A 19,787-nucleotide genomic window follows, 5' to 3' on the forward strand; every position below is an offset into this window, starting at 1 on the left:
ACGTGGTAAAGCTGATCGAGCTCAGTCAACAATATATCCAGACTGCGGCCATCTATGCACCAGCTATCCAGGCTGAACGCAACATGCCCTCCCCCCTGATCCAGCACCATACGAATTTCAAATTGCGGCCATGTTGCAATGTCGGCGCGCCGGTGAGACAGCTCGTGACGCATGGACTCCAGCTCGGATTCCCGCCGATGTGTCGGCATATCTGAGACATTGACGCAGGCAATGTCGTAGGCAGGCACCGACTCGAGAACTTGCTGCATCCCGTCAGGCAAGGCAATCACACGAAGCATGTCATGGCGTTGGAGCAACGTGTCCCAGGCTTGGCGGAATCGAACGGGATCCAACTGCTCGACACGGTACTCCAAGTAGATATGCATGGCTGCATCAGCAAGCGCTTCCTGTCGCCCTATCCAGTATGCCTGCTGCATATCCGTCATCGGGAAGGGCTCGTAGCGAGCGGAAGACACGGGCGTCATAAGCGCATCAGGTGCAACTTGCCGGCTTTCGTGGCTTTTCTTTTGGGATTTCTGTATCCGTGACAGAAGATCTTTGTTACCTGCAATGCCTCGCTTACTCATCAGTCGTCTCGCCCATCAGCCGTTCACATACAATTTCATTTAATTTGCGAGGAGTTCTGGACCCCATGAATTCAGACATGCTGATTGAAACACCCAGATCGCGTTTAACTGCTTCCTGGATCTGGATCGCGGTCAGTGATGTGCCGCCGTAAGAAAAAAAATCATCATCCGGAACTGCGCTGGGCAACCCAAGATACGTTTCCCAATACGAAACGAACAATGCCAGCAGTTGAGCCGAATCATCTTCGTTCAACTCTAGCACCTCTTCTTGCTCGTCAAGACCATTCGGTGCTGCCTGCGACAGTCCTGTTGCCGCAGTGACGGCCCCTCCAGCGCGTTCGGGCGTTGGTCCAATTGCTCCAGGCGCCCTGTTCTCGCCCTGCGTCTGTTTGGCATTGCTGGGACGATTGATCCATAAAGAATGTTTGCGAAACGGATAGCCCGGCAATACCACCTTGCTGACAGACTCGGGAAACAACGCTGTAGCCTCGGGCACCAATCCATTACCATATGCACTTGCGAGCGCCTCCAGGAAGTCCAAGTGTTCGGAGCGAGCCTGGCTGCACGATGGAATCGCCAGCAACTGCGACTTACGAACCAACCCACTCACCAGCGAGTGCGGGGAAATTTCAATTGCCATTGTCAGATGGTGAGCTGCTGTCGCCGCGGCAAGAGCCTCTGAGAACAAGGTTGGCGAAAGCAAATGCCTGGCCCAGTATGCAATATCGGTCGCATCCTCCAGACGCTGGCCGCTTAATGTGCTATATACAGGTATGGTCAATTTCTCGCCACGTAAACGGGGCGCACGCTGTACAAGGTAATCAGCTGCCTTCCGAACCATGGGTGAATGAAAGGCATGTGTCACATTCAACGGATACGTGCCTACACCCGCCTCCTGGCAACGCTGCATGAACGCGTCCAGCGCAGCCTGTGCACCCGCCACAACCTGCACATCCGTCGCATTGTGGGCAGCAACTACTAGCCCTTGCTCCAGCGAAGGCATACTGTCGAGTTCGCTGAACACAACAAGCATACTTCCCTGTTCACCGTCTATTGACTCGAATGCTAGACCCCGCAAGCGAACCAGTTGCAGTGCGCTATCCAGCGTCAAACCACCAGCCACACACACGGCCGCGATCTCACCAATACTGTGACCGAGCACACACTCTGGCATCAGCCCCACGGCACGCCAAAGTTGTGCCAATGCATATTGATAAATAAACAAGGCTGGCTGCAAAACGGCCGGACGATGCAAAGACCAATCGTTGTCATGCAACGGCCATATCAAACAGGCCTGTTCATCACCAAGCAACATCCGGCATTCGTCGACAGCGTCACGAAACGGTGCATAACGCCGATACAATTGCCGACCCATCTCCGGAGACAGCATCTCGCCCTGCCCACCAAAAACCCAGCCTACTCGGGTTTCATCCGCTGATCTGCTTACTGTCAGTGCATTCAAATCTGGCGTCTCACCAGCTCTGAGGACCAAGGCCGTTCGATATCGCAAATGCTCCCGGGTGATTAGAGAAGTCAACGATATGTTTGCATCGCCATGCGCCTGCCGATAAGGCAACCAACTCTCTATCAATGGTTTTATCTGTTCCGGTGAAGCAGCCGACGCGAACAAAATCTCTGGGTCTATGCCCTGCTTTTGCTGCGGCATTGATGCAGCGGCTGAAAGATGTTCCTCGACCACTAAATGTACATTCGTACCGCCGAACCCGAATGAACTGATACCTGCACGATGAGGGGAGTTCCCTTCCCGAGGCCAGGGCAGTTGTGCTGTATTGATTTCGAATGCGCGATTGTCCAGCTCTATGTATGGATTGAGCGAACGGAAATTGGCCATGGGAGGAATGGTATGATGGCGAATTGCCAATATAACCTTGACCAAACCAGCCAGCCCTGCGCACGCATTCAAATGACCGATATTTGCTTTAACTGATCCAAGCCGGCAAGGATGTTTTCGATCACGCACCTCTCCCCAGGCCAGTTTAAGGGCAGATAATTCGACGGGATCACCCAACCGGGTGCCCGTGCCATGCAATTCCAGATAGTCGATATCGTCAGGCTTGAGCTCCGCCTGAGCCAGCGCCATACGAATTGCCCTAGCTTGCCCTTCGACTCCGGGCGCCATGAAATCCTGTTTGCTCAGACCATCGTTGTTGATACCCACTCCAGCAATCACAGCATGAATCTGATCGCCGGCTTCAATAGCATCTTCATAACGCTTCAAAACCAGCGAAACGACACCGCTGCCATCAAGGGTTCCACTGGCGTCTGCATCCAGCGGCCTGCAGTATCCGTCAGAGGACAGAATATTATTTTCCTGATATAGATATCCGCGCCCCTGGTTCAGGATCAGGCCACTTACGCTGACCAGCGCCATATCACAATAATGCGTCAGCAGGTTCTGGCATGCGACGGCAACGGCAGACAAGCCCGTAGAACATGCTGTTTGTATATTAAGCGCAGGCCCGGTAAAGCCGATTTTGTATGCCAGCCAATTACCTACGAAGTCGCATCCGTTGGCAGTTTCTACCTCCAACTGTTGTGACAGCGTGGTGGACTGCGTATCTTGCATAATATGTGGGATCACGTTCTCATGATAATAGTGAGGCGGATTTTTCCCTGCAAACACACCCACCGAGCACCGATCGGCAATCTGCCGCGGCGCATAACCGGCATGTTCAAATGCACGCCAGGATGACTCCAGCATCAATCGGTTCTGGGGGTCCATATACCGGGCCTGCCTTTCATTGAAGCCGAAAAATTTATAATCGAAGGCGTCAATATCTGCGAACGGCATGCCTTTGGCAACGTAGTTCTTATCATCTATCAGTTGCGGGTTTTCTCCAGCCTCAAGCAAGGCGTCCCGTGAATAATCCACTGTTGCCGATTTTCCGGAAATGATCAGCTCCCACAGTTGGTCCAGATTCTCACATCCAGGAAACCGCCCATCTATTCCTACAATGGCAAGAGCGTCCTCGCGGTTCAAATGTTCCATCTTATCCCCTGGTTCATTGCAACTATTTGACTGAGATTCGGGCCCCGATCTTGCTCCTCATCTTGCGAGCGATTCTTGCTGAGAGCGCTTATCACCTAAATGTTAATACTAACAATAGATCAAATACGACTCATTCTCAAATATGTTTATAAAAATAATACTCCCTCTGTCAGCCTAGACATTATGAATTAACCTACCCTCATCAACGTCGTGGGTTGCGTTGATTATGAGGCAACACCATAGAGCCACTAACTATTGAGAGAGGCAGGTCATGAAACAGTCTAGTCTAACTCAGCCTTCCATTGTTCAGTCCGCCACTGCTGACCGGCTCAACACCGCCAGCAACATCCATGCCGCCTACACTGGTCTAGATGTATACCAGGAGAGTATATCTGTAGCCATCGCCGAACCAGGCCGTCAGGATCCAGAGTTCCGCGGTGAGATTTCCAACAAGCCCAAGTCCATAGATAAGTTGCTCTGTCAGTTGAGCCAACGCTTCGAGGAGCAGCCATTACTGTTCAGTTACGAGGCCGACCCTTGTGGCTATGGTATCTATCGCCAAATACGAGACAGTGGCCATGACGCTGAGGTCGTCCCCCATCTTTGATCCCCCAGCGAGCAGGAGATCGCGTCAAGACAGACCGGCGCGATGCGAAAATGTTGGCACGCCTGTCTCGCTCTGGCGAACTTACCCCAGTATGGGTCCCCCCATGAGCAAGAGGTGATTCGAGACCTAACGCGGGCTCGTGAAGACATAAAGGCCATCGAACTCAAGGCTCGACAACGCTTAGGCGCTTTTTTGCTACGGCATGGCAAGATCTACGGCGGCAAGGGCAAATGGGGCCTGCTCATTTTCGTTGGTTAGAGACGATCCGTTTTAATACGCACATTCAGCAAATCGTGTTTGCCGAGTACATCGATACCGTGAAGGACGCTCAGCGCCGTGTAGCCAGTCTTGAGAAGCAAATGGAGGAAGCTAACAAACTGGTCTCTGGCTCTTGTGGTGAAGGCGCTGATGGCGATGCGCGGCGTAAGCCTGATCACGGCAATGACAGTCCTCGCCGAACTCGGTGATATCAGTCGTTTCGACTCGCCTCGTCAGTTGATGGCCTATTTTGGTCTCATGCCCAGCGAGCAGGCAGTCGACCATCACCAAGACCGGCAACGGGCATGTAAGACGCGTGCTGGTAGAGGCTGCTTAGAGCTATCGCTTCCCAGCACGTAAGACGCGAACGATTCAGCGGCGGGCGGAGATAACCTCGCCAGCGGTTCAAGCCATCGCTTGGGAGGCCCAGAAACGCCTGTGCGGTCGTTACCGCCGACTACAGGCAAGGTGAAGCAACAGGTCGTCACGGCAGTAGCATGAGAGCTGGTTGGCTTCTTGTGGGCGATTGTTTGCGAAGCGATGAGCAAGCCACATGGAAGCCGGGCAACTGTATGACAAGTGTGCTCCAGTGCCTATGTATCAGGGAGCGTCGGGCCGGTGGGAGAACTCAGAGCAACTATGAGACCCCTACCTTCCGGAGTGGGGTGACCCTCACGCCTAGACCAGGGTGGCTCCGCGACGAAGTGATGACAGGTCGGTACCCAACCCACGAATACCAGAAAGATCCACCGTCGCTGATAGCCCTTTGCTTCCTGACCCATAGGCATTGATGACAACTGAATGAATTAGAGAGAACCGAACACTTGATAGGTCAATCCATACCAGTTGTCCGGTTGGCGATATCGCCTAAATCTAATCCAGAAGGAGCGGCATGGAGTCCTTGTGCCACGTTATTCTGCAGAGCGTAAATCAGCCGTCCTGAAGAAGTTGTTACCACCCCATAATCACAGGGCGGCATCGGTAGCGACAGAGGAAGGCATCTCTGACGCGACGCTGTATAAACAGTGTCGAGTAAAAGGAGTGCCTGTGCCGGGTTACACCCAAGGCGACAGCGAATGGTCGCCCGACGCCAAGCTAGCCGTGGTCATCGAAACCGCCACCCTGTCAGAAACAGAGTTTGGTGCTTACTGCCGCGAAAAAGGCCTTTATCCCGAGCAAATCTAGCAGTGGAAAGCGGCTTGTCTCGAAGGCGCTGGCCAACAAGAAGACCCGAACGGCGGCGAGGTGCCAAACGAAAATGCCTTGAGTACCGCAAAGCAGTTTATGAAAGCGCTAAGTGCCGGCATCCAGAGCGCTGGTCGGGCAACACCCGAAACTGGGAGGCACCTGGTTCAGTATCGCTCAACCCTAGCAAGCTGCAGGAAGTTGAGCGTAATAAACAGACTGCTTAGAGGCAGCCATTTGGACAACTGGGTTGAAAATCACCGATACGATGTTCACAAGTATAGTAGACTGAGTGTCCCAGCAATTTCCACGCCGACTCAGGCTCTGTTTTATCTGGCATTTCCAGAGCGCCTGACGGAACCTGCGGCTCGTATAATGGCTGCCCTGGTCGCTTGGAACATAATGCCTTTGGGTCGCCCTCGACTTTCATAGGCCATTTTTAATGCACTGCTAGTGAGCTCGCTATCCGGCGACAACGACATCGCCCAGCCAATCGGTTTTCTAGTAAATAAGTCAATGACAACGGCTAGATAAGCCCAGCGATTGCCGACCCAGAGATACATGACATCGCCACACCAAACGCGATTGGGCGCCACAACGTTAAACTGACGCTCTAAGTGGTTCGGTACGTCAACATGTTCATCACCTGTTTGCTTGTAGGTGTGCCCAGGCACTTGGCAGCTAACCAGGCCAAGCTTTTCCATCAAGCGGCCAGCGCGATAGCGACTTAACGGCACATCCTGCCTTGTCGCCATCTCTGCAATGCTGCGAGCACCTGCAGAGCCTTCACTCTCGCGAAAGAGCTCTCTGACCTTGGCTATTTCCTTGGCCTTCGTGGCACACGCAGGCCTTTTTGAACGTTGTACCCAGTATTTAAAGCTACTGCGATGCACGCCAGACACGTCACACAGTTTTTTTCACTGGGTAGCTCGTCTTGAGTTTCTCGATCAGCGAGAAGTGTTCAAGGAGTCCGACATCAAGAGAGCGGTGCCTCATTAACTATTTCCAGCGTCCAGGCTGGCTATCTCTGTTTCCAAACGATAGATGCCCACCGTGAATGTATGGCCTTCCACTTCCAATCTTTCGTTGAGCGGGCTATCGACCAGGTTCGGCTCATCTTGCATCACGGCTACTCCTTAGACCTTCGTTTTCTGGATGGCGGCTCGAACGTAACGACGCTCGCCGATAATGTTCGAGCGCTTGTGTGACGCCTTCATCTCTCGGACTAGAGACGCTGACGCAAACATACGCGCTTCCACATCAATGACGCGCTTGCCTCGCTTCTTCTCGACAAACTCAACGTGTGAAAGCAGCCCTTCTGCCTCGATCCTTTGTATATGCTCACGGAACTTACGGCGCGCATGATACGGGCTCTTGTAATTCAGAAGCCCTGTCGTCTCCTGTAAAGACGACAATTTGAGCGAGTAAGGTGTCTGCTCAGAAATATTACGGCCATTGAGCAACAACAACTTGATGATGGCATGACCGACGTGCGTTTTAACTTGAGCAACACGAAACACGTTGTACTGCTGATACAGGCCCGCATGAATGCCCAGGCTGATAATTGGGTGAAACCTTGCCGTCCAGAAACCGTTTCGATCATGGGCATCAAACCCATTCTGCTCAAATGACACAAGCTCAGGAAGAATCGCCCCTCGCGCATTGATCCCCCCTTTTGAGGTCGACCGAACAGACAGATTGCACTTGTTCAATACTTCCAAAGAGCGCATCAGGGCTGGGTAGCTACGCCCCCTCCCCCAATGCTTGAGCTGTTGGATTAGTTGGTTAATCGTGAAATACACCCCATAACTCGGCAATGCGGCATGGCCTTTCGCCGGTTTATGGGATATGTCCGCCGGTTGAAGGATATCGCCGTTATCCATTGCTAGCTTGACCAGCGCCAGCTCCACAAGCTCATCGGTATTATCGGGGTAGCAAAAGATGGTCTGCTGAACGCCGTTGGCTTCTGTCCGGATTTGTGCCGGTGTCATCTCAAGGGTGTAATGCTCGCCGCTGTCTTCAAACGAATAGTTGACGATCCCCATTTCCTTCGCGTCAGGGCTGTTATTGATCCCCTGGATATCGCTGCAGTTGTAACGGGGTATTCGCTCCCAAAACTGCATCAGGTTGGACACATTGGCGCGTTCTTCCGGCGTGTTTGTCAGCGTCGACTGGAAATCACGAAGGGACTGCCCTTCAGGCGTCAGTGCTGCGTCAGGCAGAACATCCGGCTCGGCCAGTTTGAGTGTCGGTACATTGGCAACGTCTTCAGCCTGCCCACTTTCCGGCATGATCGAATCAAGATCGAGCGACAGGTTCGTCGGCGGTGCGTCCGATTGATCGGCTTTACTTGTTTTTGATTTGCGCAGGTCGCTAGTGACCTTCTCCCAGTCCGTGCGAGGATGCTGTGCCATGTCCATTCTCTGATTCGGTGAGTACGGCTTTATGGAACTGAGTGTAGCGAAGCGAAGCTGCTCCTTCTATGTACGCTCTGTACACATTCAGCACTTTTTTGTCGCACCCTGCTTCTAAGTACGCTCTGTACAAGTTTTTAACGTGAGAACACCTGTATATTCTATGTACGCTCTGTACACATTCTACAGCGTGAAGCGTCTCGCGGGGACATAGCTTCTTTCTGATTGGAGTCTCCAGAGCAAACCATCGGGTTCTATGTACGATCTGTACATGTTTCTATGTACGACCTGTAAATCTTCTGAGTTATCCACAGATTTTGGGGGTAACTCAGTGAAAAAAGCTGCCGTCCTATGTACGTTCTGGACGGGTTTGAGGTATTTCAGGGCTTTGTATGTACGCTCTGTACACGTTTCTATGTACGCAGTGAACAGGTTTCTATGTACGTTCTGTACAGGTTACTCAGGGCAGTAAGACCAGACACCGCTTTCTATGTACGGAGTGGACAGGTTTCTATGTACAACTCGAACAGGTTTCTATGTATGGAGTGAACAGGTTTCTATGTACAGAGTGGACAGCTTTGATCACTAACCAACTGTCAGAAATAGATATTTTTGAGCCTCCTTCTTTCCTTTTATCCTTTTTCCCTTTCCATATATCTTTTAGTGATTGCAGCCCAACCCTGAAGAAGCAATGTCCTCTACGCGGCTATCACTCAAACCACTAACAGCAGCAAGCGCGTCAAGCGATGCCCAAGGCCAACCTTCGACAATCGCTGCTGCCCTGCTCTCGCCGACATGGGGCAAATCGTTTAATTCATCCGCTGGCGCTGAATTGATATCAATACAGGCATTTGTTTCGGAAGATGCCACCACTGTAGCGTTATCAAGTAAGCGCAAAGACGCGCCTTTCAAAGCAATCCATACAGGCACATGATCAGAAATCACATCGCGGGCAAATCCGTGATTGATCCCCCAGCGCTCAGGAAATCGCAGAATGCCTTGGCCGATTACTGACAAAGACGTGCCTTCCTACAAGAATATGTAATCGTAATGATTGGGATACCGGCCCTCTGTCGTGCTAATCGTTGTACCTCTGTACCTCTGTACCTCTGTACCTCTGTACCTCTGTACCTCTGTACCTCTGTACCTCTGCCATCCTCGTATGCCGCTTCAACACCCAAAAGTTCAAGCGTGTCAAAAACAAAGTGCTCGCTGTCGAGATTGAAGTCTCCTGTCAGTATGCGAGGCACACCAGGATAGGCTTCTTCACCTAACCACTGCCAGTAATCAGCCAACCCCTTAATCTCAGGCAATCGGTCACGCACACTATCCACGTACAGAATATGCACGTTGGCAATGGCGAATGTTTCGCTAGTATCTCGGTCGGTAAACAGCGCTTAATACAGCTCTCGTGCAAAAACATCCGCACCGTCGAAAAAAACAGCATCCCCACCCGATACAGACACCTCTGATTCTCGCCAAAAGAACGTATACGCTTCTTTATAGCTACTCCGCCCGATCAGATGACTCATCACATGTACCCAAGATTCACCTGATGCCTGCTTCAACGATAGATGCAAATTTTCAGCGCCTTCTTCGCTCATGACCTCTTGCACAGCAAGTAAATTAAAACTGCTGCCTACCTCACCCAAAATCGCGAAGTCCCTGTCGTTATTTCAGCCCAAGTGCTTAATGTTCCAGATTGCGATGGCAACGTCAGTCTGGACAGGCAATGATGAAATAATCAAAGCACCAAGAGCGGACAAACTCAAAACCTTGTTTGATACTATCATCAAAGCCTCATTTACTCTCCGGTAGCCTATCAATGCCCAGTGCCCAACAGTAAGGCTCGAAGCTGTTTTCCACGCTGTTACAAAGCAAGTCAACGAAAAGATCGTAGTTGCCGGCGCAATGCGCAGTGTCCAACGCTTCGTAGTAAGCCAACCGCTGCTCTACCTCGATCAGGGCGGCAGGGAACCCGGCTTTCATCAGCTCGAAATTCATCAAAAGCCGCGATGTCCGCCCATTCCCATCAATAAAAGGGTGAACCTTGACGAACTCACCATGCACACGGAACGGCTCGTTCAATGGGGTGCAAAGCGCCAGCCTCTTGATGATACCAATGAAGAAAATCGCTCATCGCCTGGGGAACCTTGTAGGCTTCAGGCGGCCGGTGCTCAGCACCTGTTACCATGACATTAACCTGGCGATACACGCCGGCGTTCTGATCGTCGACGTTTTTGAGTACCAGCTGGTGCAGCGACTTGATCAACCATTCGGATAGAGGCTCACGCTGCTTAACCCAGTCTTCAACCATCCAAATCGCTTCTCGGTGGTTAATGACCTCAAAATGCTCACGCAAGGTTTTTCCACCTACTGTGATGCCTTCAAGGGCAACCTTGGTTTCCTTGAGCGTGAGCGTATTCCCTTCGATGGCGTTGCTATGGTAAGTCCATTGCAAAACCAGCGATTCATGTAGGTTGTGGACAACAGCATGAGGCAGTGGTTGATGCTGATCTAGCTGCTCTTTAAGCCGATCAAGACGTAAGAACCTGTCAGACATCCGCCCTCTCCTGGACAGTCAACCTCAAAATACTCGATGGGCTTTTCTTTAAATGAGGTTTTGATGCAATGAGTAAAAGCACTTTCACGCCTGATCGCCGTCGATCAACTTATCAATTTGTTCACGCAGAATATCCTTGATGGTCATACCATTCTGAGCCGCGTATATCTTCAACCGCTGGTGTTCTTCATACGTCAAATCAATGTTGACCCGCTTTTTGGCCGGTCTGTCTGCCAGGCTCGCTAACGTCGCTTCTTTTCGCTTGTCTGCTTTCGCGCTTGGGCGTCCAGCACTAAGTACACTTTTGGTCATCTCAAAAACCTCAAAAAATCATAACTTCAAATCATTATTTCCGCATTAACGTAAAAGCTCAATAGATTAAAAATAGAAAACCTCAAATGAGCTTTTCCTTCAGCTCGTTCATCAATGCGTTGATTTCAGTAGATGCAGGGCCGTCAGGGTCTTGGTCAAAGACCGTTGTACCTGTTGCGGCAGTCGTGGGATAGATAACCCGCTGAGTAACCCGACTCTCAAGTACCGGCAACTCATATTCGTTAAGTGCATTGGTGACTTCCGAGCCTATCCGCGTCCCCTTGATCGCCCTGGAGACAACAAACGCCGCTTGCATCTTGCCGTCAGTGATCTCAATACGCTGCTTCACCAACTCGACAAGATCAGCCGTCGCCCAAATATCGTACGGGCTTGGTTGTGCCGGAATCAGCACAAAATCCGCTGCCTTAATGGCGGACGCTGCCAGATCGGCTGCCTGTGGTGCACCATCAATCACCACAAATTCTTTGCGGGCCAGGTTTTTCAGATCACGCCCTATCGTTGGACGGTCAATGCCGACCACCGGCACCGGCTGATCCTCACGAACCGCTGCCCAATCACGAGCACTGCCTTGGGGGTCTGAATCGACCAACAGTACATCATGTCCTGCCAGCATCAGCGCCGTGGCCAGGTGTGTTGCAATCGTCGTCTTACCCGAACCGCCTTTCTGATTTAGAACCGCAATAACGTGCATTGTATCTCCACCATCGTATAAGAACCTTATCTGAGCTTATGAAGAAATGGGTATTTTATCAAATGGTTATAAACTCAAATAAAAAAATGAGGTTATGAGTCATTACGTTTTAAGGAAGGGGGCTTTGGAGGTATGGGGAGTTAGTGTATATACACTAGCTCAACACGCATGGGAGGTGACCGATCAGCTTGCTATCGCTAGTATATATGCCAATGCTATAGGGAGTAGCAAGAATAACATGCTGACAGGGAGGTTTATGAACCAGGTGATTTATGCCGCAGCAGTATATCGGGCAGGCTATCCGAACATTACAAGAGGCATTGTGCTGGTGTGCGACAACCAAGTCGTCGGCTGGAGGGAGACACTTCGTAACCCTCTTGATGTCAAGCTAGGCTCCCTTGCCGTTGATGAGTGTGGCCGAGTGTGGGAAGCCGTCGATTATGATGGATACCAGGGGCTTTGACATGGGACATGCGAGCATGAAGCCAGCGCTTAAATGAGATAATGCGCAATTCCATCCGGTGATTTCCGTGAAGCCAATGAAGTTGAGCACACATAATCAGCCTTGAAAAATACGCGCTGGTGGGCTTTTATGCAGATAGCTCAAAATCAGCACCCTAATCACGATCTTTCGGCCCTTGGCAATGCGTGAACCAGTATTCCGTGGTTATTTTTATTACACGGCGCCACCCATCATTGTTTTCTGGTTTGGCGAAAAAAACCACCACAGCCCAAGTGATAAGCCTCCTTCACCGTTAGTTCTGTGCTTTCTTTGGCCATAATCAGCACCGTTCTTCAGCGCTTCTAATAGCATCATCCCTGAATCACCCACCGTGTCCAAGTCGATGATAATAAGGTTTGTCAGTGGGTTTCTGATATTTTGAACAAAATTAAGTGCTTCCGTCGCATCGTAAGCGTTCTGGCACCGAGGGCGGGAAGGTTTGGTCACTGCAGGCAAGCTCAATCATAGAAAGGTTGACTGCATCATGACCAACGAGCAGAGCTGTAGGATTGTTTACCATACCTGACGGCCTCCCAAACAGATCTTTAGAGTCAAAGCCCCGCCGAAGCGGGGCTTTGATGTCGGGTGTCCAGGTGACGGGGCAGTGCCACTGAACAAGCGACGTGACTCTTGCGAGTCGGCATTTCCTGCCATGACAAAAGTGGTAGCTCTTGGCCAAGCTGCCGTGTCACATGATCTTTATAGCATAAAAGCATGAGCCTGGCATCCGACACTCCCCGCCCGCCCGCCGCGCTTCGCGCTTTGGGCGGGGCTCCAAGGTCACCCTCAGAACCTTCCTGCTTCCACACGCCTTCACTAGACAGCTGCTAAGCCGCTGCCCCCGCTCCACAGGCTAACCCCGCCACCACGGTGGTTCGTATATTCCTGGCTGCGTTGATGTCGCGGTCAATGGGGTGGCCACCCCCCCAGGCAGTGCCAGTGACGTTGCGACAGCGGTAGTTTCTCAACCTTGTGGCCGCAGCCATGACACAGCTTACCGCTGGGAAACCACTGGCTCACTTTCACCAGTTGGCGCCCCACCCAGCATCGCTAATGGCTTTAGAGAGCCGATTATTCTTGATCATGCCAGCGATATTGAGTGACTCGACGCACAGGACTTGGTTTTCGTTAATTAGTGCGCGGGTCGCTTTATTGAGGGCGTCATGGCGGCAGTCGGCGATCTTGGCATGTAGCCGCGCCACTTTCTGACGGTATTTGTTGCGGTTGTTGGAACCTTTCTGCTTCTTCGCCAACCGGCACTTCAAGTAGGCCAGCTTCGTTTCGTAGCGTTTCAGGTGACACGGATTGCCGGATTTTACGCCATCGCTGGTGATGAACAGGTTAGTCAACCCGAGATCAATACCCACTGTTTTGGGCGTGACCGGATGCGCTTCTGGCGCAAAGTCACACAGGCAGCTGATGAAGTAGCGCCCGGCACGATCGCGTGAAAGCGTGATGGTAAAGGCAGTGGCTGACTTCACCGAATGGATAACGGTGTCTTCATCTTGGCAATCGTGATGTAGCCATTACGATTGCGAAACGCCGCCTTGGTCAGCCGGATCGACTGGCGGCCATCCTTTTTCTTGAAACGTGGATACCGCGCTTTGAGCTTGGAGTTGAAGAAGTTGTTAAAGGCGGCTTTCTGATCGCGCAGGGTTTGCTGCAGAATCACACTCGATACATCCTTGAGCCACGGAAACTCCGCCTTCAAGCCTCTAGCAGACGCTTTTCAGCGTGGGCGTGAGATACCGACTCGCCGCGTTGCTGATAAGCTTCGGTGCGATAGGCCAGGGTATTATTCCAGACAAAACGGGCACACCCGAACGACTGCGCCAACAACTCAGCTTGCTCGGGAGTAGGATAGAACCGTTTTTTATAGGCGCGCTTTGTCATACTGGAAAAAATATCAGGGGTATGAAACAAAATCAACCGGGCACCGCGTTGCGGTGCCCGGTTGTATCACTGCCCGATTGGGCGATGCTTTACGCGCTGTTTGGTAAGAATTTTCCTCGTCTTGCGCACGAGAAGAACACGATCATTGGTGCTGGAATTATGATGAATTGAGATTATAAGGCTATGAAATTATAAATATAGTTGCTTTTCCTCATAAGCATGAATGCTCAATTGATATTATGAGGTTTTGAGTTAAAGCGTTTAAGCGCCTTCACACGCTCGCGGTGCGTCGGATGTGTGTGAAGACTGATGGGGCGCTGCGAGGGCTCAAACATCGTAGCCGCTGCCAACGATCTGAACAGCGCGATACCTGGCTCTGTACCTTCCTGCGACGCAGCAAAAGCGTCAGCGCGAAACTCACTGCGCCGCGACGCCCACAGTGCCAATATCTCGTAAGCTGCACCTCCAAGCTGTCTGCCAGCTTTATCCAATGTTTGGAATAGATGCTCAAAACCAACCAGCAAGCGGCAAAGAGGATGGCCCACTAGCGGTATCCAGCGACATAGCCGAACAATCCACTTCACGACCTTCAAGCGTAGGCGCTGCTAAGCAAGCACGCTGTCCAGGAAACGCTGCCAAGCAAGCACATGGCGGGCATCCCTATGCACCAGATGGCCGACTTCGTGAGCGATCACCCAGCGCAATATGTCCGACGGCAACTGCAAAACACCCGCTGACAGTACCAAGTGAGGTTTTCTTATTGGCGGCGCAACGACGAAAGCAACCACATAGGCATTCTCGGCGGCCCAGAGGTGTGGGCATCGGATACGATGTTGCTTGCACAGACGTTGTGTATAGAGCGCGATAGGATGGTCTGCCGATACCTTCACCAATCTCCCCTTGGCCAAACGCCGCAACTGCCGTTTGCGGCGTCTCATTGCTTGCTTCGCCCCACTCCAAACCAAAAGACACAGCAGCCCCCAGGCGACCACCAGAGCGAGATGAATCAACGTATTTTGGGATAGCGGCACCCAGCCAATCTCTAGCCATACAGGACGAACACCGGCGGCGAACAACCAAGAAGCAATATGAGCAAAAACGCTATAAACAGCCCAAAGAATGGTTAAAGGGAAAAAAGCACTAAAAACACCTAATAGAATAAAACCAACTAAAAAAGCTAAATTATGCAAAAAAGCACATAAAAAATTCGCCATGCCTTGTAAATACCGAAGGTAAGAACATTTACAGAACGATGTTATGAGCCATCGCCTTCTTTACTAATGACGGAACGCACTTTTTCAACTAAAGGGTGTATGTAGTACTTAGCAGAGTTGTTTAATCGGGGAAGCCAGCTTTGTGCTTTTTCATCCGCTGAGTCTGTCAAGGTTTGCGCGCCAGCCGACTTCAATTGTGAAAGTGATGAAGGGGGCGTCCAGTCTGGTAGCGTCCGCCAAGGGGTACGATGCTTCGATCCTGTAGGCTTCACTGATGACGCACCCGACAAAAGCTCGGCATTGACCCAAGGTGCTGACGCGCCTGGAGGCATATTCCCTTGACCGTCCGCTGTCAAAACATCGAGTCGTCGTCGGGGCTCGGCAAAACGCCCATGTCGTTCTAGCGGCTCAGCTGTGATCGTTGCAAGGTGTCGGTCTGGCCGATAATGAGCTGCCTGTACCTCTATCTGCAAACGATCCCCAATATCGGGATACCAGGCACGCTGACAGTCGTGGCTCACGACGATCTGGACGTTGTGGTGGTGTGTCGAATCCGACACAGTATCGCCGGAAGACATAACTGTTTTCGCCGCTCCCAGAGCAGGCGGTATTGCGAGCCCAAGCCCAAGCCCAAGTGCCATCGCTGGCAATACTCGATATGGAAGCATGTTCCGCTCCAAAAAAACGCCCTTGAAAGGGCGTCAGTCACAAATGAATGGGGCGTTTTACTCGGCAGTAGGCGTCGCATCGGATGTCACGGGAGCAGACTGATTGGCCGCGCCCAGCCAGTCGCCAATGCCCAGCGAATCCAACAAGCCGCCGACCCAGGTATAAACGGGCATAAAGTATTCCGGCCAAAGGTGCATCAATGCCATCCCCAGCAATGCACCGCCTATCAAGCCTGCCAGGTTTGTTCTGGCCAGAAAGAGGGCGGCACCAATGGCAATCGCAATCGGGGAAATGGGAAGCATTATTAACCTTCCTGTTCAGCGGGTTGGCCATTGACTGCTCCTGCCTCCGCGCTTTCCTGTTCGATTATGCCCCTTAATGCAGAAATGATGGCTCCTGGCGGCTGCGCCCCAGACAAACGGACTTCCTTACCCGTTTCGTTGTCGATCAAAAACGATGTCGGCGTACCCGTAACACCTTTTGATTGTGCTTCACGCCCAAGATCAGCCACATGGCGTTGTACATCGCTGCTTTGCATACACTGACGAAACGCTGAACGATCAAAACCCATCGTTTCAGCCACATCGAGCAAACCCGCTTCGCGCACCTGATGATTCTCGTAGATATAGTCGCTAAGCGCCCAGAAATGCTGATTATCACCAAGACGGCCTGCGCATTCACTCGCCAATGCTTGGGTGGTCGAGTTGGCATCCATGATCGTCATGTGATGGTACTGAGCCTTCATCACGCCCTGACTGCTATCAACAAGTTGCTTAGGGGTACTGTGAAACTGACGGCAGTACGGGCAGTTGGGATCGGAATAGGTGTACAGCGTGAAGCGAGCGTCAACATCCCCGTATGTCCAGGGCGTATCGTCTTCCAAATCGGTAGGGGCATTGTCATACCCCTCTAGCAATGCCTGGCGCTGTGCCTCTTGCTCGGCCTGCGCTCGCTGCTGCATCACCTGATCAACAGCGGCCACCAGATCAGTATTGCGCGTTTGCTGTCCAGAGGAAGTGTTGATGGCATCGGCAAGGTCAGACAGTTTTGCATTGGTCTGTTGGAGTTGATTAGCCGTTTCAGTCTGGGCGTTCAGCAGCAAACCGAATGCAAGTGTTGCCAGAAATCCGCTGCCGATAATACCGCCAAACGCAAGGTGCATCGCGCGACGATCGTCTGTGGCCGAAGATGTAGATTTTGACATGAATATCCCTCTGGAATGAAAAGTACCCTGGCAGAGTACGCGCAGGAAACGATCAGGCAGGCCAGCGGAACACCGGATTTCTAGGCAAAAACAAAAACCCCCCAAGAAGGGGGTAAGCCTTTATGAGAGCCTGCGTGGGATCAGGCAGTCCAAGGTAGCAGGTAGGGGGTAGAAAACACGACAGAGGCCGTCAGGAGCCAGCAGAAAAGGGCGTATAGCTGCAAGCCGATGAAACGCCGCATCCTTCCCTCCTTGATATATCTTCCAGCCGTAGAGATGGCCATCAAGACCCCGCCAACTGCCAGAGCAAGAATCGACGGCATGATCCATTCGATACCGACACCCGCAAATGCCCGCCAGAAAAAGAAAACAAAAAGGCCGATAATCGGGGAAAGAGACACAATACCCTGCACCGAAAAAGCCTGGCGATACTTCCCATGTGGCGTGTCGTCAACAAGGTATGCACGCACTAGACGGTGAGGCAAAAGTGACACAGCTTTCAGTGAACAGCGCAAAGAACGGTTTTGACGGCTCATGAGATTTTCCTCGTTACGTTGATTTACCTAGTAGCTTAACCAACTTTTGCGCTTGACCAAGCCGGTGCGAAATTAAGCCGTCCCCCGAGAAATTTCCAGAACCATCGACCAGGAAGACGGGAGCAGTTGCAAGGCATCCATCACGATCTGCCAATCGGATGTGGCGATAGACATACCCAGCTGATCTTCTAGCACCGATGGGCGTATCACCTGGCGGCCCCAAAGCTGTATCCGACCACTATCGGCATCGACAACCGAATCCGAGAGCAGCATAAGCGGAAACTGCGAAGACAGCTCATCCAGTTTGCGCTGAAGACGGGCAGCTCGCACCGCGTCTTCCCATTCGTCGTCGTCCAAGCCAAATAGCGCAACACTTTCTATGGACGGAGAATCGGACACCGCAGGGATATGCTTCTGGGCGTCCAAAAGAAGCGAGATCGCGTACTGCAATGCAGGAGAATCAACGCCGTACCGATCCAGAAACGCAAGCAGGTGTCTCTTTCGAACCTGTGTCTCCATCTCGAAACCCTTACTTTAGGCGATGGTAATGACGAACAAGGCCATCGCAAAATCGGCACTGCGGATACAACGCAATAGCTGAGCTATCGGCTTCACCAACAAGATCGGGAAACTCGATTCGCTCACCAATGTATTTTCGTCCTCGCTCCTCGCTCAGGCGCTTGATGAGAACGGTTGGAATGTCGAAATCCGTCGTGTCGGCAACAGGATCAGTCAGCCAGAAAGGCAGTGTCAGATCGACAATAATCCGCGTCGTTTGCAGCGGCACCTCCAGCCAGTAATGCGGCACGATGATCACGTTTTCGCCCGTTTCGTTGGTATGTAGCTCACCAAAGAACAGCTCCTTGGGCATACCGGCGTCAGCAAAGAATGCTGCTGCTTCGTGCGCAACGTCGCCACAGTCGGCATCTTCAGTGATGTCGGGCGTCAGGTTGAAAAATGCCATAGCGATATCGTCAGCCAATATCTGCTGCTCATCCTCAAGCCGTGACAATGCGTTTTCAGATTTATCGCTGGTTACTAATGTGAGCACAATGCCCTCCTTGTCTCGATGTCGGGTGTCCGTTGGATTCTACGCACCCCGAAAAACCGACCAAGACGCTGAGGGGCGGATTTCTAGTGAATTAGCTTCCTTCCGCCTTCAAGGATTACATGAACCATAACGTGCTCTATAAACCTTTTGGTTTGTTATGTGGAATAATGGCTTATAAATGCCTTTTGCAATTTTTCTTTTAAAAGGAAAGCATTGTGACGGTATTCTGTGTATGCCTGCACACGAAATTAAGACCACTTTAATATGAAAGAGGATAAGCCTAACAAATATTATCAAATTATTCGGCGGCATGGTTTAAAAAGAGAAATTTCACAAGCAGAGGTGTTTGAGTCATGAATAAATAACTTATTAGGCTATCTACTTTCTATGCGATTCAACTACCTTCTTGATCTCCTTCAGCGCTGTTCGCGCTTTTGATAACTCATAAAAAATTTTTCGATTTTTGGCATGGTCTTTTTCGTGCGCCGCAACTAATTCTCGCTCCCAACTTTCAGCCCCATTAAAGTCTCGGGCGTTATAATGATGCTTACCAGACCGTTTAATATGTTTAGCGTAGTAAGTTTTACCTTTGCGCATCGAGTCAGAGTTCCGAACAAACGCATCACGGAAATAGACGACTTCCAAGGTTCCTCGATTAACGCGAACACGGATACCGAGCTTACCTGGATCACCTGCTGCAAAGCGCTCCATTTTTTCTTCCCAAAATAAGTCAGCCATCGTGCGTGAGTCCAAGGCTGCCAGATAAATCGACCGCTCAATTTCTTCAAGCATTCCATCGGCTGCATCCGACAGCGCGGCAGATACTTCAGCCAAATCAATACCCGAACGCTCGGCTTCTGCCTCGTCGTTCACAGCAAGCAGCGTATGCAAATGGTCAAGCGAATAATTACCTGAACTGTTGCTACCACCATATTCTGACATCCAGATAGCCCTCCAAAGCCTCAATATCTAACAGACGCTCCCCATGAAATTACCCTGGGGGAAACCCTCGCTCCCCACAGGGTATTACTTACTGGTGGGAGGTGAAACAGAAAATAGGAAAAATAGCC

At 51.4% G+C, this 19,787-nt stretch carries 25 protein-coding genes and 2 pseudogenes; 3 read left to right on the forward strand and 24 right to left on the reverse strand.

Annotated elements, in window-relative coordinates; all coding sequences use genetic code 11:
• Both ACT3R7_RS18445 and ACT3R7_RS18450 read right to left on the reverse strand, forming a co-directional pair.
• Positions 1–587: condensation domain-containing protein (locus ACT3R7_RS18445; RefSeq protein WP_444675007.1), on the reverse strand; the 587-nt coding region annotated here is incomplete at its 3' end.
• On the reverse strand, positions 580–3,597 hold the full coding sequence (locus ACT3R7_RS18450; protein ID WP_193057319.1) for a type I polyketide synthase: 3,018 nt from the start codon (positions 3,595–3,597) through the stop codon (positions 580–582). The genes ACT3R7_RS18445 and ACT3R7_RS18450, both read right to left, overlap by 8 nt.
• Before the next feature lie 346 nt (positions 3,598–3,943).
• Between ACT3R7_RS18450 and ACT3R7_RS18455 the strand changes: the two are divergent.
• A pseudogene (locus tag ACT3R7_RS18455) lies at positions 3,944–4,963 on the forward strand (IS110 family transposase).
• Positions 4,964–5,365: 402 nt separating this feature from the next.
• Complete coding sequence (locus tag ACT3R7_RS18460; protein WP_192536182.1) at positions 5,366–5,647, forward strand: hypothetical protein; 282 nt, start codon at positions 5,366–5,368, stop codon at positions 5,645–5,647.
• Positions 5,648–5,941: 294 nt separating this feature from the next.
• On the opposite strand, the pseudogene ACT3R7_RS18465 reads toward ACT3R7_RS18460, so the two are convergent.
• The 9 genes and pseudogenes from ACT3R7_RS18465 to parA form a co-directional block, all read right to left on the reverse strand.
• Positions 5,942–6,637 (reverse strand): annotated as a pseudogene (locus ACT3R7_RS18465) (IS3 family transposase); the annotation flags it as partial.
• A gap of 5 nt (positions 6,638–6,642) precedes the next feature.
• Positions 6,643–6,771 carry a hypothetical protein gene (locus tag ACT3R7_RS18470; protein WP_263974040.1) on the reverse strand — a complete coding sequence of 43 codons (129 nt, stop codon included), beginning with the start codon at positions 6,769–6,771 and terminating at the stop codon, positions 6,643–6,645.
• Between the two features lie 12 nt (positions 6,772–6,783).
• Positions 6,784–8,061: a hypothetical protein gene (locus ACT3R7_RS18475; RefSeq protein WP_192536180.1), complete on the reverse strand. Its 1,278-nt coding sequence runs from the start codon at positions 8,059–8,061 to the stop codon at positions 6,784–6,786.
• 660 nt (positions 8,062–8,721) lie between these two features.
• The gene (locus ACT3R7_RS18480) at positions 8,722–9,078 is read right to left on the reverse strand and encodes a ComEA family DNA-binding protein (RefSeq protein ID WP_192536179.1); all 357 of its coding nucleotides are present in this window, start codon (positions 9,076–9,078) and stop codon (positions 8,722–8,724) included.
• 380 nt (positions 9,079–9,458) lie between these two features.
• Complete coding sequence (locus ACT3R7_RS18485; RefSeq protein WP_192536178.1) at positions 9,459–9,713, reverse strand: exonuclease/endonuclease/phosphatase family protein; 255 nt, start codon at positions 9,711–9,713, stop codon at positions 9,459–9,461.
• 148 nt (positions 9,714–9,861) lie between these two features.
• Complete coding sequence (locus tag ACT3R7_RS18490) at positions 9,862–10,131, reverse strand: Fic family protein (RefSeq protein WP_318781686.1); 270 nt, start codon at positions 10,129–10,131, stop codon at positions 9,862–9,864.
• Positions 10,121–10,624 carry a Fic family protein gene (locus tag ACT3R7_RS18495; RefSeq protein ID WP_263974037.1) on the reverse strand — a complete coding sequence of 168 codons (504 nt, stop codon included), beginning with the start codon at positions 10,622–10,624 and terminating at the stop codon, positions 10,121–10,123. Before ACT3R7_RS18495 ends, ACT3R7_RS18490 begins: the two co-directional genes overlap by 11 nt.
• A gap of 84 nt (positions 10,625–10,708) precedes the next feature.
• Positions 10,709–10,936, reverse strand: a complete 228-nt coding sequence (locus tag ACT3R7_RS18500; RefSeq protein ID WP_192536177.1) for a plasmid partition protein ParG — start codon at positions 10,934–10,936, stop codon at positions 10,709–10,711.
• Between the two features lie 82 nt (positions 10,937–11,018).
• Complete coding sequence (parA, locus tag ACT3R7_RS18505) at positions 11,019–11,648, reverse strand: ParA family partition ATPase (protein WP_192536176.1); 630 nt, start codon at positions 11,646–11,648, stop codon at positions 11,019–11,021.
• 256 nt (positions 11,649–11,904) lie between these two features.
• On the opposite strand from parA, the gene ACT3R7_RS18510 reads away from it, so the two are divergent.
• On the forward strand, positions 11,905–12,111 hold the full coding sequence (locus ACT3R7_RS18510) for an antirestriction protein ArdR (protein WP_192536175.1): 207 nt from the start codon (positions 11,905–11,907) through the stop codon (positions 12,109–12,111).
• A gap of 213 nt (positions 12,112–12,324) precedes the next feature.
• Here ACT3R7_RS18510 and ACT3R7_RS18515 read toward each other — a convergent pair whose 3' ends face one another.
• The 13 genes from ACT3R7_RS18515 to mobI all read right to left on the reverse strand — a co-directional run bounded on the left by ACT3R7_RS18515 (position 12,325) and on the right by mobI (position 19,659).
• Positions 12,325–12,597, reverse strand: a complete 273-nt coding sequence (locus ACT3R7_RS18515; protein WP_192536174.1) for a hypothetical protein — start codon at positions 12,595–12,597, stop codon at positions 12,325–12,327.
• A gap of 459 nt (positions 12,598–13,056) precedes the next feature.
• Entirely contained in the window at positions 13,057–13,191 is a 135-nt protein-coding gene (locus ACT3R7_RS18520; RefSeq protein WP_443596269.1) for a hypothetical protein, read from the reverse strand.
• Positions 13,173–13,631: an RNA-guided endonuclease InsQ/TnpB family protein gene (locus ACT3R7_RS18525; protein ID WP_318781684.1), complete on the reverse strand. Its 459-nt coding sequence runs from the start codon at positions 13,629–13,631 to the stop codon at positions 13,173–13,175. Before ACT3R7_RS18525 ends, ACT3R7_RS18520 begins: the two co-directional genes overlap by 19 nt.
• Positions 13,628–13,822 carry a hypothetical protein gene (locus ACT3R7_RS18530; RefSeq protein WP_318781683.1) on the reverse strand — a complete coding sequence of 65 codons (195 nt, stop codon included), beginning with the start codon at positions 13,820–13,822 and terminating at the stop codon, positions 13,628–13,630. Before ACT3R7_RS18530 ends, ACT3R7_RS18525 begins: the two co-directional genes overlap by 4 nt.
• A gap of 35 nt (positions 13,823–13,857) precedes the next feature.
• The gene (locus ACT3R7_RS18535; protein WP_319643865.1) at positions 13,858–14,043 is read right to left on the reverse strand and encodes a helix-turn-helix domain-containing protein; all 186 of its coding nucleotides are present in this window, start codon (positions 14,041–14,043) and stop codon (positions 13,858–13,860) included.
• Positions 14,044–14,270: 227 nt separating this feature from the next.
• Positions 14,271–14,627 carry a M48 family metalloprotease gene (locus ACT3R7_RS18540; protein ID WP_192536173.1) on the reverse strand — a complete coding sequence of 119 codons (357 nt, stop codon included), beginning with the start codon at positions 14,625–14,627 and terminating at the stop codon, positions 14,271–14,273.
• Positions 14,628–14,648: 21 nt separating this feature from the next.
• Complete coding sequence (locus ACT3R7_RS18545; RefSeq protein WP_192536172.1) at positions 14,649–15,257, reverse strand: M48 family metalloprotease; 609 nt, start codon at positions 15,255–15,257, stop codon at positions 14,649–14,651.
• 725 nt (positions 15,258–15,982) lie between these two features.
• On the reverse strand, positions 15,983–16,228 hold the full coding sequence (locus ACT3R7_RS18550) for a hypothetical protein (RefSeq protein ID WP_192536170.1): 246 nt from the start codon (positions 16,226–16,228) through the stop codon (positions 15,983–15,985).
• A gap of 2 nt (positions 16,229–16,230) precedes the next feature.
• Positions 16,231–17,130: a DsbA family protein gene (locus ACT3R7_RS18555; RefSeq protein WP_192536169.1), complete on the reverse strand. Its 900-nt coding sequence runs from the start codon at positions 17,128–17,130 to the stop codon at positions 16,231–16,233.
• A gap of 140 nt (positions 17,131–17,270) precedes the next feature.
• Positions 17,271–17,666, reverse strand: a complete 396-nt coding sequence (locus ACT3R7_RS18560; RefSeq protein ID WP_192536168.1) for a hypothetical protein — start codon at positions 17,664–17,666, stop codon at positions 17,271–17,273.
• Between the two features lie 72 nt (positions 17,667–17,738).
• Positions 17,739–18,185, reverse strand: coding sequence for a hypothetical protein (locus tag ACT3R7_RS18565; protein WP_193057316.1), 447 nt, complete (start codon positions 18,183–18,185; stop codon positions 17,739–17,741).
• 10 nt (positions 18,186–18,195) lie between these two features.
• Entirely contained in the window at positions 18,196–18,717 is a 522-nt protein-coding gene (locus tag ACT3R7_RS18570) for a hypothetical protein (protein WP_192536166.1), read from the reverse strand.
• Positions 18,718–19,095: 378 nt separating this feature from the next.
• Complete coding sequence (gene mobI / locus ACT3R7_RS18575) at positions 19,096–19,659, reverse strand: conjugative transfer protein MobI(A/C) (protein ID WP_192536165.1); 564 nt, start codon at positions 19,657–19,659, stop codon at positions 19,096–19,098.
• Between the last annotated feature and the right edge of the window lie 128 nt (positions 19,660–19,787).

Source organism: Halomonas sp. AOP43-A1-21 (genome assembly GCF_052376775.1).
Lineage (GTDB): Bacteria > Pseudomonadota > Gammaproteobacteria > Pseudomonadales > Halomonadaceae > Vreelandella > Vreelandella colorata.

Bases quoted from the DNA above. Each gene is read 5' to 3' on its own strand.
- ACT3R7_RS18450 (WP_193057319.1), bottom strand. From the start codon at position 3,597: ATGGAACATTTGAACCGCGAGGACGCTCTTGCCATTGTAGGAATAGAT.
- ACT3R7_RS18470 (WP_263974040.1), bottom strand. From the start codon at position 6,771: ATGCAAGATGAGCCGAACCTGGTCGATAGCCCGCTCAACGAAAGATTG.
- ACT3R7_RS18475 (WP_192536180.1), bottom strand. From the start codon at position 8,061: ATGGCACAGCATCCTCGCACGGACTGGGAGAAGGTCACTAGCGACCTG.
- ACT3R7_RS18495 (WP_263974037.1), bottom strand. From the start codon at position 10,624: ATGTCTGACAGGTTCTTACGTCTTGATCGGCTTAAAGAGCAGCTAGAT.
- ACT3R7_RS18500 (WP_192536177.1), bottom strand. From the start codon at position 10,936: ATGACCAAAAGTGTACTTAGTGCTGGACGCCCAAGCGCGAAAGCAGAC.
- parA (WP_192536176.1), bottom strand. From the start codon at position 11,648: ATGCACGTTATTGCGGTTCTAAATCAGAAAGGCGGTTCGGGTAAGACG.
- ACT3R7_RS18510 (WP_192536175.1), top strand. From the start codon at position 11,905: ATGAACCAGGTGATTTATGCCGCAGCAGTATATCGGGCAGGCTATCCG.
- ACT3R7_RS18535 (WP_319643865.1), bottom strand. From the start codon at position 14,043: ATGACAAAGCGCGCCTATAAAAAACGGTTCTATCCTACTCCCGAGCAA.
- ACT3R7_RS18545 (WP_192536172.1), bottom strand. From the start codon at position 15,257: ATGGCGAATTTTTTATGTGCTTTTTTGCATAATTTAGCTTTTTTAGTT.
- ACT3R7_RS18550 (WP_192536170.1), bottom strand. From the start codon at position 16,228: ATGCTTCCCATTTCCCCGATTGCGATTGCCATTGGTGCCGCCCTCTTT.
- ACT3R7_RS18555 (WP_192536169.1), bottom strand. From the start codon at position 17,130: ATGTCAAAATCTACATCTTCGGCCACAGACGATCGTCGCGCGATGCAC.
- ACT3R7_RS18560 (WP_192536168.1), bottom strand. From the start codon at position 17,666: ATGAGCCGTCAAAACCGTTCTTTGCGCTGTTCACTGAAAGCTGTGTCA.
- ACT3R7_RS18565 (WP_193057316.1), bottom strand. From the start codon at position 18,185: ATGGAGACACAGGTTCGAAAGAGACACCTGCTTGCGTTTCTGGATCGG.
- mobI (WP_192536165.1), bottom strand. From the start codon at position 19,659: ATGTCAGAATATGGTGGTAGCAACAGTTCAGGTAATTATTCGCTTGAC.